14 protein-coding genes are annotated in these 14,767 nt (G+C 70.1%); 4 read left to right on the top strand and 10 right to left on the bottom strand.

Translation table 11 applies throughout. The annotated features are described in order from the left end of the window. Window position 1: 1 nt before the first annotated feature. The 8 genes from AB7F12_RS27120 to AB7F12_RS27085 form a co-directional block, all read right to left on the bottom strand. A complete protein-coding gene (locus AB7F12_RS27120) occupies window positions 2–457 on the bottom strand; it encodes a helix-turn-helix transcriptional regulator (protein WP_428501008.1) in 456 nt (151 codons plus the stop codon). A 103-nt stretch (window positions 458–560) separates the two neighbouring features. Continuing rightward, the gene (locus AB7F12_RS27115; protein WP_428501007.1) at window positions 561–1,484 is read right to left on the bottom strand and encodes an ABC transporter substrate-binding protein; all 924 of its coding nucleotides are present in this window, start codon (window positions 1,482–1,484) and stop codon (window positions 561–563) included. A 29-nt stretch (window positions 1,485–1,513) separates the two neighbouring features. Further along, window positions 1,514–2,230 (bottom strand): ABC transporter permease, encoded by a 717-nt coding sequence (locus AB7F12_RS27110; protein ID WP_428501005.1) that lies wholly within the window; start codon window positions 2,228–2,230, stop codon window positions 1,514–1,516. Continuing rightward, window positions 2,227–2,889, bottom strand: a complete 663-nt coding sequence (locus AB7F12_RS27105; RefSeq protein ID WP_428501004.1) for an ABC transporter permease — start codon at window positions 2,887–2,889, stop codon at window positions 2,227–2,229. The genes AB7F12_RS27110 and AB7F12_RS27105 overlap by 4 nt, the downstream gene beginning before the upstream one ends. A gap of 11 nt (window positions 2,890–2,900) precedes the next feature. Next, window positions 2,901–4,028, bottom strand: a complete 1,128-nt coding sequence (locus AB7F12_RS27100) for an ABC transporter ATP-binding protein (protein ID WP_428501003.1) — start codon at window positions 4,026–4,028, stop codon at window positions 2,901–2,903. Window positions 4,029–4,174: 146 nt separating this feature from the next. Next, the gene (locus AB7F12_RS27095; protein WP_428501002.1) at window positions 4,175–6,940 is read right to left on the bottom strand and encodes a putative bifunctional diguanylate cyclase/phosphodiesterase; all 2,766 of its coding nucleotides are present in this window, start codon (window positions 6,938–6,940) and stop codon (window positions 4,175–4,177) included. A gap of 222 nt (window positions 6,941–7,162) precedes the next feature. Beyond that, window positions 7,163–8,326 carry an NAD(P)-dependent malic enzyme gene (locus AB7F12_RS27090; protein WP_428501001.1) on the bottom strand — a complete coding sequence of 388 codons (1,164 nt, stop codon included), beginning with the start codon at window positions 8,324–8,326 and terminating at the stop codon, window positions 7,163–7,165. A 218-nt stretch (window positions 8,327–8,544) separates the two neighbouring features. Next, on the bottom strand, window positions 8,545–9,321 hold the full coding sequence (locus AB7F12_RS27085) for an alpha/beta fold hydrolase (protein WP_428501000.1): 777 nt from the start codon (window positions 9,319–9,321) through the stop codon (window positions 8,545–8,547). A gap of 119 nt (window positions 9,322–9,440) precedes the next feature. Here AB7F12_RS27085 and AB7F12_RS27080 point away from each other — a divergent pair, with 119 nt between their 5' ends. After that, complete coding sequence (locus AB7F12_RS27080) at window positions 9,441–9,794, top strand: VOC family protein (RefSeq protein WP_428500999.1); 354 nt, start codon at window positions 9,441–9,443, stop codon at window positions 9,792–9,794. On the opposite strand, the gene AB7F12_RS27075 is transcribed toward AB7F12_RS27080, so the two are convergent. Next, window positions 9,791–10,120 (bottom strand): putative quinol monooxygenase, encoded by a 330-nt coding sequence (locus AB7F12_RS27075; RefSeq protein ID WP_428500998.1) that lies wholly within the window; start codon window positions 10,118–10,120, stop codon window positions 9,791–9,793. The genes AB7F12_RS27080 and AB7F12_RS27075 overlap by 4 nt on opposite strands. A gap of 73 nt (window positions 10,121–10,193) precedes the next feature. Between AB7F12_RS27075 and AB7F12_RS27070 the strand changes: the two genes are divergently transcribed. After that, window positions 10,194–10,418, top strand: coding sequence for a hypothetical protein (locus tag AB7F12_RS27070; RefSeq protein WP_428500997.1), 225 nt, complete (start codon window positions 10,194–10,196; stop codon window positions 10,416–10,418). Window positions 10,419–10,517: 99 nt separating this feature from the next. On the opposite strand, the gene AB7F12_RS27065 is transcribed toward AB7F12_RS27070, so the two are convergent. Continuing rightward, complete coding sequence (locus AB7F12_RS27065; RefSeq protein ID WP_428501020.1) at window positions 10,518–10,802, bottom strand: S26 family signal peptidase; 285 nt, start codon at window positions 10,800–10,802, stop codon at window positions 10,518–10,520. A 125-nt stretch (window positions 10,803–10,927) separates the two neighbouring features. On the opposite strand from AB7F12_RS27065, the gene sodN reads away from it, so the two are divergent. Both sodN and AB7F12_RS27055 read left to right on the top strand, forming a co-directional pair. Continuing rightward, window positions 10,928–11,335, top strand: a complete 408-nt coding sequence (gene sodN / locus AB7F12_RS27060) for a superoxide dismutase, Ni (RefSeq protein ID WP_428500996.1) — start codon at window positions 10,928–10,930, stop codon at window positions 11,333–11,335. Between the two features lie 409 nt (window positions 11,336–11,744). Next, complete coding sequence (locus tag AB7F12_RS27055) at window positions 11,745–14,477, top strand: restriction endonuclease (protein WP_428500995.1); 2,733 nt, start codon at window positions 11,745–11,747, stop codon at window positions 14,475–14,477. The last annotated feature ends 290 nt before the right edge of the window (window positions 14,478–14,767 follow it).

The following is a 14,767-nucleotide window of genomic DNA, read 5'->3' as shown; positions in this document are numbered from 1 at the left end:
ATCAGCGCGGACGGCCGTTCGACGCCCCGGCGTGCGCGCGCTGCACCGCGCCCCGCGGGCCGCCCGGACCACCGGCTCCGGTCGCCTTCGCGTAGCGGTCCAGGAAGACGTGCAGGGCGTCGTCGACGTGGCGCAGCCCGCGGGCCTGCGCGTCGAGACAGGCGAGGCCCTCCGACGTGATGTGGTAGATCCGCCGCGCCGGGCCGACCTCCGACGACTCCCACTGCGACCGGACCAGCCCGCGCTTCTCCAAGCCGCGCAACGCCCGGTACACCCCGCCCGCGTCACCGTCGCCGTCGTGCATCGGGCGCAGCCGCGCCGCCAGCTCGTAGCCGTGGTCGGGCTGCTCGCGCAGCAGCAGGAGCAGGCACGGTTGCAGGAAGTTCCTCGGTTCGAGCTCGGCCAACGGTGCCCCCAAGGTCGACGTGGCGAACTCCTGGCGCCGCGATGCTCCCATCAGGTGACCGGAATCACAACCCGGGGCGATCGGTGCGCCGAGCGCCCCCCGGACACACGACGGGGCCCGCCCGCGCAACGCGGACGGGCCCCGGTCGGTGCGGTCAGAAACCGTTCTGCGACAACCAGTTCTTCGCGACCGTCGCCAGCGACGGCTTGGCGTCGGAGGACGCCTCCGCGTTCAGCTTGGTCAGCCCGTCGGTGGTGAGCTTCGCCGAGATCTGGTTCAGCACGTCGAGCGTGGCCCCGGTGGCCTTGGCCTTGGTGATCAACGGGACGACGTTCTGCGCCGCGAAGTTGTCCTTCGGGTCGGTGAGCACGACGAAGTTGTTGGTGACGATCGAGGCATCGGTGGTGAAGATGTCGGCGGCCTGGATGTCGCCGTTCTTCAGCGCGGCGACCGTGAGCGGGCCGCCGGCGTCGAGCGCCTTGTACTCCTTGAACGTGCAGTTGTACGTCTTCTGGATGCCCGGGATGCCGTCGGGACGGGTCTGGAACTCCGGCGGCCCACCGAACACGAGCTGGCCGCAGTTGGCGGCGAGGTCCTCGATCGACTTGGCGTTGTACTTCGTCGCCGTCTCCTGGGTGACGACGACGGCGTCCTTGTCCTCGGCGGCCGACTTGTCGAGCACCGTGAGGTTGGCGGGCAGGGCCGCCTTGAGGGCGTCGTAGACCGCGTCCGGCTCGGTCTCGGTGGCGTTCTTGTTGATGTACTGCAGCAACGTCCCCGTGTACTCGGGGATGAGGTCGATCGAGCCCTCCTGGATCGCCGGGTAGTAGGTCTCCCGGCTGCCGATCGGCGGCCGCAGGTCGACCTTCACACCCTTGGCCTCCAGGGCCTGGGCGTAGATGTTGGCGATGATCTGGCTCTCGGTGAAGTTGGCCGACCCGATGACGACGGTGTCGCCCGAGGGAGCGGAGCCCCCCGAGCCGCCGTTCTGCAGCGGGTCGCCGCCTCCGCCGCAGGCGGCGAGCGCCAGTGCGGCGGTGGCGACCACCGCGATCCGGGCGATCAGACTGCGCTTCATGGTTGTTCCTCCGGCGGTTCGGTCGGGGCTCAGGCCGCCTGAGCGGCCGTGTCGGTGGGGCGGGTGGCCAGGGCGCGCACCCGGCGGCCCGTGCCGGCGGTCTGCAGGCCGGGTGAGACGAGGAGCCGCTGCAGGCCGGCGAGCACCAGGTCGGCGGCGACGGCGAGCAGGGCGACGAGGATGGAACCGGCGATCATCTGTGGGAAGTCGCGCGTCGACAGGCCGTCGATGATGTAGCGGCCCAGGCCGTCGAGGCCGACGTAGGCGGCGATCGTGGCCGTCGAGATGACCTGCAGCACCGAGCTGCGGATACCGCCGATGATCAGGGGCAGGGCGTTGGGGAGCTCGACGCCGAACAGGATCTCGCGCCCACGCATGCCCATGCCGCGTGCGGCGTCGACCACCGAGGCGTCGACGTTGCGCACCCCCGCGTAGGTGCCGGCCAGTACCGGCGGGATCGCGAGGAGCACCAGGGCGATGAGCGGCCCCGTGAGGCCCAGCCCGGTCCACTGCACCAGCAGGATCAGCACACCCAGCGTCGGCAGCGCACGGAGCCCGTTGGCCGAGCCGACGACCAGGAAGCTGCCCTTGCCGGTGTGCCCGATGTACGCGCCGAGCGGCACGGCGATGACGACGGCGATCAACATGGTCAGCGCCGTGTAGCCGACGTGCTCGACCAGCCGCTGCGGGATGGACCCGGCGCCCGTCCAGTGCGCCGGGTCGAACAGCCACCCGAAGACGTTCACGCCGTCGCCCCCTTCGCCACCGCGCGGGCGGCCCGGTCCCACGGCGTGAGCAGGCGCCCGATGAGCAGCAGGATCGCGTCGACGACCAGCGCCAGGGCGACGACCAGCACGATGCCGGCGACGACCTCGGCGGTGATGCTGCGCTGGAAGCCGTCGGTGAACAGCTGGCCCAGCCCGCCGAAGCCGATCACGGACCCGACCGTGACCAGGCTGATCGACGACACCGCCGCCACCCGGACCCCCGCCAGGATGACCGGCACCGAGATGGGCAGCTCGGCGGCGACGAACCGGCGGAAGGGCTTGAAGCCCATCGCGGTGGCGGCGTCGACCACCAGCGGCGGGACCGCCTCCAGCGCGTCGGCGACCGTGCGCACCAGCAGCGCGACCGTGTAGACCGACAGCGCCACGATCACGTTGATCGGGTCGAGGATGCCCGTACCGAGGATCACCGGCAGGAACACGAACAGCGCCAGCGACGGGATCGTGTACAGCAGCCCGGCCAGGTTGACCACGACGGCGCGACCGAACCCGGCCCGGTTGGCCAGCCACCCCAGCGGGACGGCGATGACGAGCCCGATGACCACCGGCACCAGCGAGAACACGATGTGGTCGGTCAGCAGGCTCGCGATGAACCCGAGGTTCTCGATCACCCAGTTCACGACGTGCCGCCTCAGCCGACCCGGTCGCTCGCGCCGGGCCCCGGAGCGACCTCGGCGCCGGGGGCGCCCTCGGCCTCACGGGAGTCGGCGAGGCCACGCAGCACGTCGTCGGCGCCGATCGAGCCCAGCACCCGGCCGTCGCCGTCGACGGCGACACCGCGCCCCGACGGCGAGGACAACGCCGCGTCGAGCGCGGCGCGCAGCGAGCCGGCACCCGCGTCGTACAGCGAGCCGCCGGGGACCAGTGCGTCCTCGGCGACGGTGCCGGTGCCGCGGGCGACCCAGCCGAGCGGGCGCCGTTCGCCGTCGACGACCAGCGCCCAGCCGTCGGTGGGCATCCGGTCGCCCACCGCGACGACGGGCAGGTCCCCGATCGGCAGCCCGTCCGAGGACAGGAAACCCAGGCCCCGGTAGCCGCGGTCGCGGCCGACGAACGAGTCGACGAAGTCGTCGGCCGGGCGGGCCAGCAGCACGCCCGGCTCGTCGTACTGGGCGAGCTTGCCGCCGGTGCGGAACACCGCGACCTTGTCGCCCAGCTTGATCGCCTCGTCGATGTCGTGGGTGACGAACACGATCGTCTTGCTCAGCTCGTCCTGCAGCCGCAGCAGCTCGTCCTGCAGCGTCTCGCGCACGATGGGGTCGACCGCGCTGAACGGCTCGTCCATGAGCAGCACCGGTGGGTCGGCCGCCAGGGCCCGGGCCACGCCGACGCGCTGCTGCTGACCACCCGAGAGCTGCGCCGGGTAGCGCTTGGACATCTCCGGGGCGAGCCCGACCGTGTCCATCAGCTCGGCCGCCCGCTCGCGGGCCTGCTTCTTGTTCCAGCCCAGCAGCAACGGGACCGTCGCGATGTTGTCGAGGATCGTGCGGTGCGGGAACAGGCCGGCCTGCTGGATGACGTAGCCGATGCCCCGGCGCAGCTCGGCCGCGTCGCAGGACATGATGTCCTTGCCCTCCACCGAGATCGTGCCGCCGGTCGGCTCGATCATGCGGTTGATCATCCGCAACGACGTGGTCTTCCCACAGCCGGACGGCCCCACGAACACGGTGATGCGACCCGAATCGACGACGAGGTCGAGATCGTCCACCGCGATGGTGCCGTCCGGGTAGCGCTTCGTCACGCCCCGGAACTCGATCATCCGGGTACCCCCGTCGTCGCCGACGGCCTCTTGTCGGCCGCCGCAGTTCCGCGAATCTAGCCCGGCGCACCGACAGCCGCGACCGATGTGACCTGACCGCGACACTGCCGCGCCGCCCCCGAACGGCCCACGGAACCCCCGGCCGATCAGGCGACGTCGGTCCGCGGCGGCACCCGCAACCGGCCCGCGCGCAGCACGTCACGCATGGCCTCGGCCGCCAGCGGGCGGGCGAAGAGCCAGCCCTGGAACGCGTCGACACCGATGGCGCGCAACGCCTCGAACTGGGCCGACGTCTCGACGCCCTCCGCGACCGTGGTGCGCCCCATGGCCCGCGCCATGTCGACGACCGCGCGGGCGACGGCGTGGTCGACCGGGTCGTCGGCGACGCCCGTGACGAAGGCGCGGTCGACCTTGACCGTCTGGGCGGGCAGCTCCTTGAGCCGGGCCAGCGAGGAGTAGCCGGTGCCGAAGTCGTCGACGGCGAAGCGCACGCCGCGCGCCACGAGATCGGCCATGGCCGACAGGGCGTGCGGCGGCAGCGCGACCAGGCTCGTCTCGACCAGCTCGAGGATCAGCCGCGAGTGGTCGAGCCCGGTCTCGGCCAGGGTGGCGTTGACGACGTCGGCGAACTCCGGGTCGCCGGGCAGCAGCCCCGCCAGGTTGACCGCGACGGCGACCTCGGCCAGCGGCGCCCACGACGCCGCCTCCCGGGCCGCGGTGCGCAGCACCCACATGTCGAGCTCGCGCATCAGGCCGCCGCGCTGCGCGACGGGCAGGAACTCGCCGGGCGGGATCATCCCGCGCTCGGGGTGCGGCCAGCGGATCAGCGCCTCGCTGCTGCGGACGGTGCCGTCGGCGGCGACGACGGGCTGGTACTCCAGGACGAGCCGGTCGTCGGCGATCGCCGCCCGCAGCTCCGCCTCGACGACGAGCTGGCTCGTCGCCGACCTCATCACCACCTCGGTGGCCACGCCCACACCGCCGCGGGAACGCTTCTTCGCCTCCTGCATGGCGACCTCGGCGAAGCGCAGCATGTCGGCGGCGCGCAGCCCGGGGTCGGGCGTCGGCGTCGCCAGCCCGACCGAGGCGGTGACCTCGACGGGACGGCCCGCGACCGTCACCGACGTGCGCAGCAGATCGGCGACGATGTGCCCCAGCCGTTCCGGTCCGCCCGCCTCGGAGTGGTCGGAGCAGATGACGACGAACTCGTCGCCGGAGAGGCGGGCCGCGGTGCACCCGAACGGCAGCTCCCGCTGCAGCCGGCCCGCCAGGGTGACGAGCACGTCGTCGCCGGCGTCGTGGCCCAGCGACGAGTTGACGCGGGCGAAGTCGTCGAGGTCGCCGCAGACCAGGACGACACCGTCGCGGGCCGGGCCGACCAGCAGCCGGTCGACCGCGTCGAGCGCGGCGGCCCGGTTGAGCAGCCGGGTCAGCGGGTCGACCGTGCCCGCGCTGCGCAGCACCTCGGCGGCACGGCGGCGGTCGTCGACGTCCTCGCAGGTGACGAGGAACAGCGGGGCGCCGTCGTCGGCACGGGTGACGGTGACGCCGACGCCGCACCAGACGCGCGTGCCGTCGGCGCGCAACAGCGGCAGCGCGTCGATCCGGTAGCCGTGCTCGGCGCCCTCGGGAACGCGGCGCAGCCAGTCGGGCAGGCCGTCGGCCGACAGCGGCTCCGGCTCGGCCGACAGCGCGGCCGCGGAGACGCCGCGCAGGTCCTCGGGCGCGGTGTCGAGGATGGTGCACACCGCCGGGTTGGCATCGAGGACGCGGCCCGCCGCGTCGAGCAGCAGGACGCCGGTGGGCAGCAACGCGACGAGGTCGGCGAAGCGGGCGCCCGCGGCCCGGTGCCGGTTCTCGGCCATGCGCTGGGCCGACAGGTCGCGCACCGTGCCGACCAGCCGGACCGGGGTGCCGTCCTCCGCGCGCTCGACGACGGCGCGGCAGCCCAGCAGCCGGCCGCCGGGCAGGCGCAGGTCCACGTGGTGGTCGCCGGGGCGGTTGCCGCCCCGCAGGCCCTGGCACAGCAGCGCGACCTGCTCGCCCTCGACCGGCCCGTCGGGGCCGTCGGCGACGACACCGGCCGCGCGGTAGAGGTCCTCCAGCGACTCGCTGCGGCGCAGCGTCGCGGACGCGAGCTCGTAGGTCCAGGTGCCGACCCGGGCCATCCGCTCCAGCTCCGCGATGCGACGCGCGTCCGATGCCGAACCCAGCTCCACGAACACGACCGCCTGCAGGTCCATCGCGAGGTCCCAGCGGACGACGCGGACACGCGCGAGCGTGCCGTCGGCGCGGATCAGCCGGGCGTCACCGTCGGCCCCGACGACGAGCCGGCGCAACGGCATCCCGAGCGGGCCGTTGTCGGCGTCACCGGACATGCGGCCCGCGAGGCGGGCGAACGCGGCGTTGACCCGCACGATCCGGTCGGACCGGTCGACGACCACCGCGGCTGCGGCCGCCGGCAGCGGCAGCATGTCGACCCCCGACGGCGCCGCCCGGCCGAACGCCGACTCCCGCAGGCCCGGCGGCACGCCGGGGCGGGCCGGTGCGTCGGGGCCGGACGACCGGGGCACCTGGTGTCCGGGGTGGATCGTGCCGGGCGGCAGCGACGCGGGGCCGGACGACCGTTCGCGGCGCGGGTCGGTGAGCGGCTCGGCGACCGCCGGGGCGGGCGCGACGGCCGCGATCGCGACGTCGCGCTCCGCGACGTCCACGTCGTCGTCGGGGTGGCCGGGGGCCCGGTCGATCGCCCGTGCGAGGTTCTCGGCGAACCGCGCCGCACCGGGGTCGACCGGGCCGCGGACCGCCTGCCGCGACCGACGCAGGTCGGCCATGACGACGGCCTCCGTGACCGGGATGTCGTCCCGGTTCTCGTCCCGCTCGTCGCGGGGACCACGTCCGAACTCGCTCACGGGCTTCCCCCACCAAGTGCGCCGACGGTGCACTGGGAACAACGAGGGACTCGTCCACTCGATGCGCCGACTTCACACGGACGGACTACGCCGCCCCGAGTGAGGGACCGAAGGAACACGCACAGGCTGTGATCACGAGGGCCGACCGGTTGAATAGCCCCAGGTGGGGGTCCAGGGCTCGTTCACGCTGCGTTGCGTGATCGGTGGACCCCCGGATCGTGCTCACCCGCGTTCCGCGGCCTCCGCGACCGCCGCGGCGACCGCAGGGGCCACCCGCGGGTCGAACGGGCCGGGAACGATGCGGTCCAGCGCCAGGTCGTCGCGGGCGACGGCGACGATCGCATCGGCCGCGGCGAGCTTCATCGCCTCGGTGATGCGGCGCGCCCCGGCGTCGAGAGCACCCCGGAACACACCGGGGAAGGCGAGCACATTGTTGATCTGGTTCGGGAAGTCGCTGCGCCCGGTCGCCACGATCGGGGCGTACCGGCCCGCCACGTCCGGGTGCACCTCCGGGTCCGGGTTGGACAGTGCGAACACCATCCCGCCCGGGTTCATCGCCGCCAGCAGGCCCTCGGACAGCAACGCACCCGACAGCCCGACGAACACGTCCGCACCCACCATCGCGTCCGCGATCCCACCGGAGACCCCCCGCGGGTTGGTGAGCGCGGCGAGCGCCGCCTTCTCGCCCCCACGCGCCGCGTCGACGATGCCGCGCGAGTCGAGCAGGACCACGTCGCGCGCGCCGGCCGCCAGCAGGATCCGCGCGCACGCGATGCCCGCCGCACCTGCACCCGACACGACGAACCGCAACGCCGACAGGTCGCGACCGGTCACCTCGCACGCCCCCCGCACCGCCGCCAGCAGCACGATCGCGGTGCCGTGCTGGTCGTCGTGCATGACCGGGCAGTCGAGCGCCTCGATCAGCCGGGCCTCCAGCTCGAAGCAGCGCGGGGCCGACACGTCCTCCAGGTTGACCGCGCCGAAGCTCGGCCGCAGCCGCACCAGCGTCTCCACGATCTCCTCGACATCGGTCGTGTCGAGGACCAGCGGGATCGAGTCGAGCCCGCCGAACGTCTTGAACAGCGCCGACTTGCCCTCCATCACCGGCAGCGCGGCACGGGGACCGATGTCGCCCAGGCCCAGCACCGCGGTCCCGTCGCTGACGACGGCGACGAGCCGGTCGGCCCAGGTGTGGGTGCGGGCGACGGCCGCGTCGGCGGCGATGGCCCGGCTGACCTCGGCCACACCGGGGCTGTAGGCGATCGCCAGGTCGCGCTGGTCACGCAGGGCGGCGGTCAGCCCGGTGGACAGCTTGCCGCCACGGTGGGCGTCGAAGATCTCGTCGCGGGTAGGGGTCGACAGGGCGCGCTCGGGCGCGGTGGTCATGACAGGGGTCCCTCGTCCTCGGGTGCGGTGGGTGTGCGCGACGACATCGCGCGTTCCGTACACCGGAGGTGGCGGGTGGTCTCCCGCTCGCGGTGCCGGACTGCCCCACCTGCCGGTCACCGCGGATGTCGCGGTCACTGCCGGCCGTGGAGGCGGTCGGGTTCGCCGCCGATGCTACCCAGACCCGCCGACGACGGGCACGGTCGCGTTCGTCACCCCTACCCGATCGGATGCTGCGCCAGGAAGTCGAGGACGACCTCCGCCGCCTCGGCCTCCTGCTCCTCGAAGTAGGCGTGCTGTGCGCCCGGGATGCGGTGCACCCGCGCACCGGGGATGCGCTCGGCCAGCAGATCGCTGTTGGCGGCGACGTTCAGCACGTCCTCGGTGCCGTGCACGCACAGCGTCGGCGCCGTGACCGACGCCAGCCCGTCCCACGAGTCGTGCGCCTGGCTGGCCCGGTAGTGCCTCAGCGCCGCCCGCTGCGACGTGCCGGCCCGCCAGTCCCCGCACACACCCTCGACGCGCAGCCGGGCCCGCGCCCAGCCCGGGTTGTGCAGGAACTCCGTCAGGTCACCGCCCGCGCCGAGCCGCTCGTCCACGTGCGCCGGGCGCGGGACGCCGTGCGCGTCACCGGGTGTCGTCGCGCCCAGCACCAGCGCACCCACCCGCTCGGGATGGTCGATCGCCACCCACTGGGCGACCCGCCCGCCCATCGAGAACCCGTACACGTGCGCCCGCCCGATCCCGAGCCCGTCGAGCACCGCGACGGCGTCGCCCGCGAACCCCCGCGTCGAGTACCCGTCCGCCGGCGTGTCGCTCCGCCCCGTGCCGCGGTAGTCGAACACGACGACACGGTGCCGCGCCGCCAGCAGGCCGATCGTGCGCCCCCACATCAGGTGACTCGATCCCTGACCGGGCAACAGGATCAGCGGGTCACCCCCGCCCTGCTCCTTGACGTACAGGCGGGTTCCGTCGGAGGTCGTGACGGTCGTCATCCACCCACCCTGCACGCACTCCGCCGATCCGGCGGGGAGGCGTGCGCCACACCCGCCTGCCCTCGCGGCCCCCCGCCCGGACAGGATGCGATCACCGTTCCGACCAGAGGGAGACACCCGTGTCCGACACCCCCGCCCGCATCGGCAATGTCCTGCACCCCGTCGCCGACATCGGCGCGGCCGTGACGTTCTACGGCTCCGTCTTCGGGTTCGCGACCAAGTTCGTCGACGGCGAGCGCTACGCCGCCCTCGACGCCGGCGGCACCACCCTCGCCCTCGCCGCGCCCGAGGAGGACGTCACCGGCGGCGTCCCCGCGGCGTCGATCAAGGTCGCCGACGTGCCGTCGGCACTCACGGCGCTGCTCGAGGCGGGCGGCACCGTCGTCCGCGCCCCCGAGGAAGGCCCCCACGAGGTCCGCGCGGTCGCGCGTGACCCGTGGGGGAACACCGTCGTCGTCTACGCGGCCCGCTAGGCCTCGTCCATCACGACCTCGCCCATCGGCCCCCAGCCGTCGCCCGGCAGCTCCGTGAAGACGATCTTCGGCTGCGCCGTCACCACCGACGGCAGCCAGCCGAAGAACCACTTCGCGTGCTCCGACGACACGTGCGCCTCCCCCGCCGCCTGGTCGACGTAGTTGGCCAGCACCGTGAACTCGTTGGCACGCTCGACGCTCTCGTAGCAGCTGAACACCAGGTTCCCGGGCTCGGCGCGCACCTGCTCCGAGTAGCGGACGATCCCGTCGAGGAAGTCGTCGCGCTTGTCCGGTCGGGCGTCGAGCCTGAAGACGATGAAGATCATGCAGGGCCTCCTGGGTCCGGTCCTCTTCGGAACGAAGGCATACCGCACACCTGATCCCAGCGGTGTCTCACGGGTGAGACTGCGCCCTGACACGACCCGAACACGGCCCGCACCGACGCTTCACCCCCGCTCGGCATCCGCCTGGCTCACGAACAAGGAGTCGACCGCGCGCGCCGCCGGCGGCGACGCGCCGGCCGACCTCGTCACCGCTCGCCTGTCGAAACGCCAGGACCGCCTCGACCGGCTCGCCGCCGCGAAGCGGACCGTCGAGGACATCCGGACGAACGACTGCTCGTGAGGTTCCCCGCCGCCGCCGTCGCCGCAGCGGTCGGCGTGCTCGTCCTCGCCGGCTGCGACTCCGGCAGCGCCTCCCCCGCACCCGAGGGTGGGGCGTGCTTCACCGTCTCCTTCGCAACGTCCCCGGCCTCGGCCACATCCGCGCCCTGACGACCGCGTCCACCATCGCCGGACCGAGGGTGCGCGAGTCCGTCGATCCGAACGGGTTGTCACCCTCGACCCACCAGCCCCCGGCCTCCTCGCGCACGGCGCGCTTCACCGACAGCTGCCCCGGCCGCGACGCCCACCTGACGAGCACCACGTCGCCCGCCGCGACCGGCGCCCCGAACCGGACGATGACGACATCACCGTCGGAAAGCGCAGGTGACATCGACGGACCCCGCACCGCCACCCGCCGCCACCTCGACACCGCGCATCTCCTCCCGCCGTCACGCTGAACCCCGAGGGCACCGAGGGTAGGGTTGGCCACGCCAGAACGATCACCATTGACCCCCAATCTTGGGAGGACCTATGCGGCTGTCCCGCATCTTCCGCCCGCAGCTCGAGGCCACCGCGCACTGCGACCTCCCCTGCGGCGTCTACGACCCCGCCCAGGCCCGGATCGAGGCCGAGTCGGTCAAGGCGATCCAGGAGAAGTACCAGGGCAACGACGACGTCGACTTCCGCGCCCGCGCCGTCGAGATCAAGGAGCAGCGCTCCGACCTCGTCAAGCACCACCTGTGGGTGCTGTGGACCGACTACTTCAAGCCCCCGCACTTCGAGAAGTACCCCGAGCTCCACGAGCTGTTCAACAAGGCCACCAAGGCCGCCGGTGCCGCCGGCACCAAGGGGTCCAACGACCCCGCCACCGGCCAGGCCCTGCTCGACTACATCGCCCAGATCGACAAGATCTTCTGGGAGACCAAGCAGGCTGCCTGATCCAGGCGCTGAAAGCGGCGCTGACCAGCGGGGATAGCTTCTCGTGGGTCAGCGTCGTTTTTCGTTGTCGGGCGAATTTTCACGGCCCAGCCACGGCCCGGACGGCCCGCAGACGGCCCGCGATCACCCCTGAACGCGCCTCTGCCCGCATCCGAGTGCCATCCCGTCGACCTGGCGCAGCCCGACCGCACGGACGCCCGTGGGCGGCCCTCGACGCCACCGCCGGCCGACCTCCGGAGGCTCCGCCCACGGGTGGCCGTGTGGTAGCCCTCGGGGAGGTCGTCGGGATGGCACGGGCCACCATCCTGTTGATCTGCCGCCCGGCGAGGGCGAGCTTTTGGGGCGTGCCCCGCACCTCAGTCGTCACCCACCCGTGGCATGATCACGTCAGTCAGTGAGCGGAGGGTGCATGGATACGACGGCGCGACCTGATCCGGTCATTCTCGTCCTTGCCGAGGCTGACTCTGATGGCGCCGTCTCACATAAGCGCGGACATTTGTTTGAACAGTTCATCGGGCGCCTATTCGAGCAGTTTGGCTACGAAGAGCCGACTACCGATCGCTTACAGGTTTATTCCCATGGAATCGAACTTGACCTGCGACTTCGACACAAATTGTCCGGCAGTACGGCAATCATCGAATGCAAAGCCTACTCGTCGCCGGTAAACGCAGCAGCAGTTACCAGCTTTTACGGCAAGCTAAGCGCCGAGAAGCTCGACCATCCTGCAACTCAAGGGTTCTTCGTCGCACTTCCTCGCCTTACAGCCGAGGCAAGGTCTTTTGCCGACAAGGTTCAAGCTACCGACAAGAATCTACGTGTACTTGTGGCAAATGACGTCGCTGAAGCAATTAGTTCTCGCGATCTAGTTGTTGACTTACCAAGCTCAGATGCCCGCCTCGCAGATCCCGCCTTGGTCATCACCGAGCATGGTGCGTTCGCAGCAGCAATCGAGTTGGACGAGGCGACTCGCCTCGGAACCGCCGTAAGGGTTGCTGGCGAGCATGGACTGGCGGCCCCGCATCCTGTAATCAAGTTGCTTGAGCAGTCAGAGTACGCCCGCGGGTTGCCAGTTCTTTCGCATCAGACTGACGCCCCGTCGGCGGCACCTGCCCTGAGAGAGGGCCCTCTGCACGAGACCGAGCCCGTCATCGCAACTGTGACCGGCAGCAGTTCTGACTTCGAATATCAGCTGCCGGCCGCGCCGAAATACTTTGTCGGCCGGCGGGACGCGATTCGAGACCTCGACTCAATACTTGAGAACCGTGGCCGCGTCATTGTATTGAATGCTCAGTCTGGGTGGGGGAAGAGTTCGCTCGCCCTCCGCTTCAAGCAGCTCGTCGAGGACACAAGCGGCCACGCCATGGTACTTGACGCTCGGACCGCCTCAAGCAAGGCGTACGTCAGTTCAGTTCTGCGGCGGCTTGCCATAGATTCTAGCCGCAAAGGCCTTCTAACTCTTCCTGAAGATTCGAGTTGGGCCACACTACCTGGAGCGCTACGCAGCCTCGCAAACTCCACCATAAAGCCTGGGGCGACGCTCCTGCTGCTTTTTGATCAGTTTGAGAATGTCTTCCGAGACGAGTCTCTCACTCGAGAGTTTCGAGATCTCGCACTTAGCGTTGCAGAGATTCCGACGAATCTAATTATTGGATTCTCGTGGAAGACTGACTACGTCGGATGGACCGAAGGTCACCCGTACCAGCTTCGCGACGAGATCCGGGCCGTTGCGCAAGTTGTCCGCCTGGAGCCTTTCGGCCCGCGCGACGTCGAAACTCTGCTCAGACGGCTTGAAAAGGCTGCTGGTACGCGCTTGTCGCGCGAACTTCGACAGAGACTGCGTGAATATTCGCAAGGATTGCCGTGGCTTTTCAAGAAACTGGCAGGACATGTCATTGCCGAGGTTCGTGCGGGCACTAGCCAAGAGCAGCTTCTGTCTGAAGCACTCAACGTACAAAGCCTTTTCGAGGCAGACCTCTCAGAGCTGAATCCTCATCAGCAAGAGGCACTTCGACATGTAGCGCGTTTCGCTCCAATCAATCTGGTCGATGTAATGGATCGCGTCGAGCCTGCAGTTCTGCAATCTCTCCTCGACCGCAGACTGATCGTCCAGGTTGGAGAGAGGCTCGATACTTACTGGGACATCTTCCGCGACTTCCTGGTGAGCGGACGAGTCCCAATTGAAGATTCCTACATTCTTCGAATGGCACCGATCTCAGTTGCACGCCTGCTGACAGAGATCGAGCGCGACGGTGGCGACAGCTACTTACCAGACGTTGCACAACGCCTCTCTACGAGTGAAAACACCCTGCGAAACCTAGTGAGAGAGCTTCGACTGCTCGGCGCTAGCTCGTCCGAGCCGAATCGTGCGAATCTCTTGCCTGAGATCTGGACAGCAGGAGACCGAGAAGCGGCCCTGAGAAACCGAGTAGGCCGGTCGCTGCGTCGACATCGCGCCTACTCCTCCTTTCTCTCAGTCTGCGAACGAGGTGGCGGAAGCGCCTCCTTCGTCTCGTTAGGGCGGGCACTTCGCGGCGTGTTCCCGGCTGTCGCTGTTGCAGACACCACTTGGGTCGCGTATGCACGGGTATACGCGCACTGGTTTGAGTATGCGAATCTGGCGACCGTGTACGGACAGACTGCCGAGATTGCGCCCGAGGGGTATGCGAGTTCCACTAACCTGCTATCAGCGCAGACGTCTGTTCGACGGACCGGGGTGTTCCCTCAGATTCCGGCAGGCCCCGCACTCGCGATGCTGCTCCGTGTCCGAGACTCGGCGGTCACCTCGATCAACGATTTGCCCACTCGTGATCGCCGAGTGTGCCGCGAGTTGGCCACATTACGCGCTGTGTCTCTCAAACGCGACGGTTCCGTTGCACTTCTTGCACCCGACGTCCTCCAAGGTGACTCTTGGAATCGTTCAGTCCTGCGAGATCTCCTCTCCGAAGTGGGCGGTCTGCGTGCAGCACTCGACGCCCTAGATTCTGACGGCTCCCTCGGCCTCCTTGAAGTTGGAAGAATCGTAGGAGAGGTACTAAAGGCGCAGTGGTCCGACGCAACTGCATACGGAATAGGAAAGAATGTGCGATCTTGGGCCAAGACTATTGGAGTGCAGGTGCGGCGACCAAACGCGGTCAGGACCTGACGTGCCAATGCACGCCCCTCTGAGTGATTGGCTATTCCTCAGACAGGCCGCGTCGCCGGGCGGGGACCGGCCGGAGGCCGCACGCCCCGGCCGGCGGGAAGCGGCGCGGCGCCGATGGCGCCGCCTTGATCAGGAAGAGAAAGTCTGAACACGGCACGCTGACGCCGCGCTGTCGGGTCTCGGCTGATGCTTGACGTTCCGGTCTCACCTGATGCTTGACGTCCGGGCCTGATCGGCTTTCCTGCTCCTCGTCCTCGTGACGACGGTGGCGGGAGGCCGGGAATGGCCCT

It is taken from the genome of Pseudonocardia sp. (genome assembly GCF_050250275.1).
Taxonomy (GTDB): domain Bacteria; phylum Actinomycetota; class Actinomycetes; order Mycobacteriales; family Pseudonocardiaceae; genus Pseudonocardia.
Note: the sequence above shows the minus strand (reverse complement) of the source record. Positions and strands in the feature narration are given on the sequence as shown.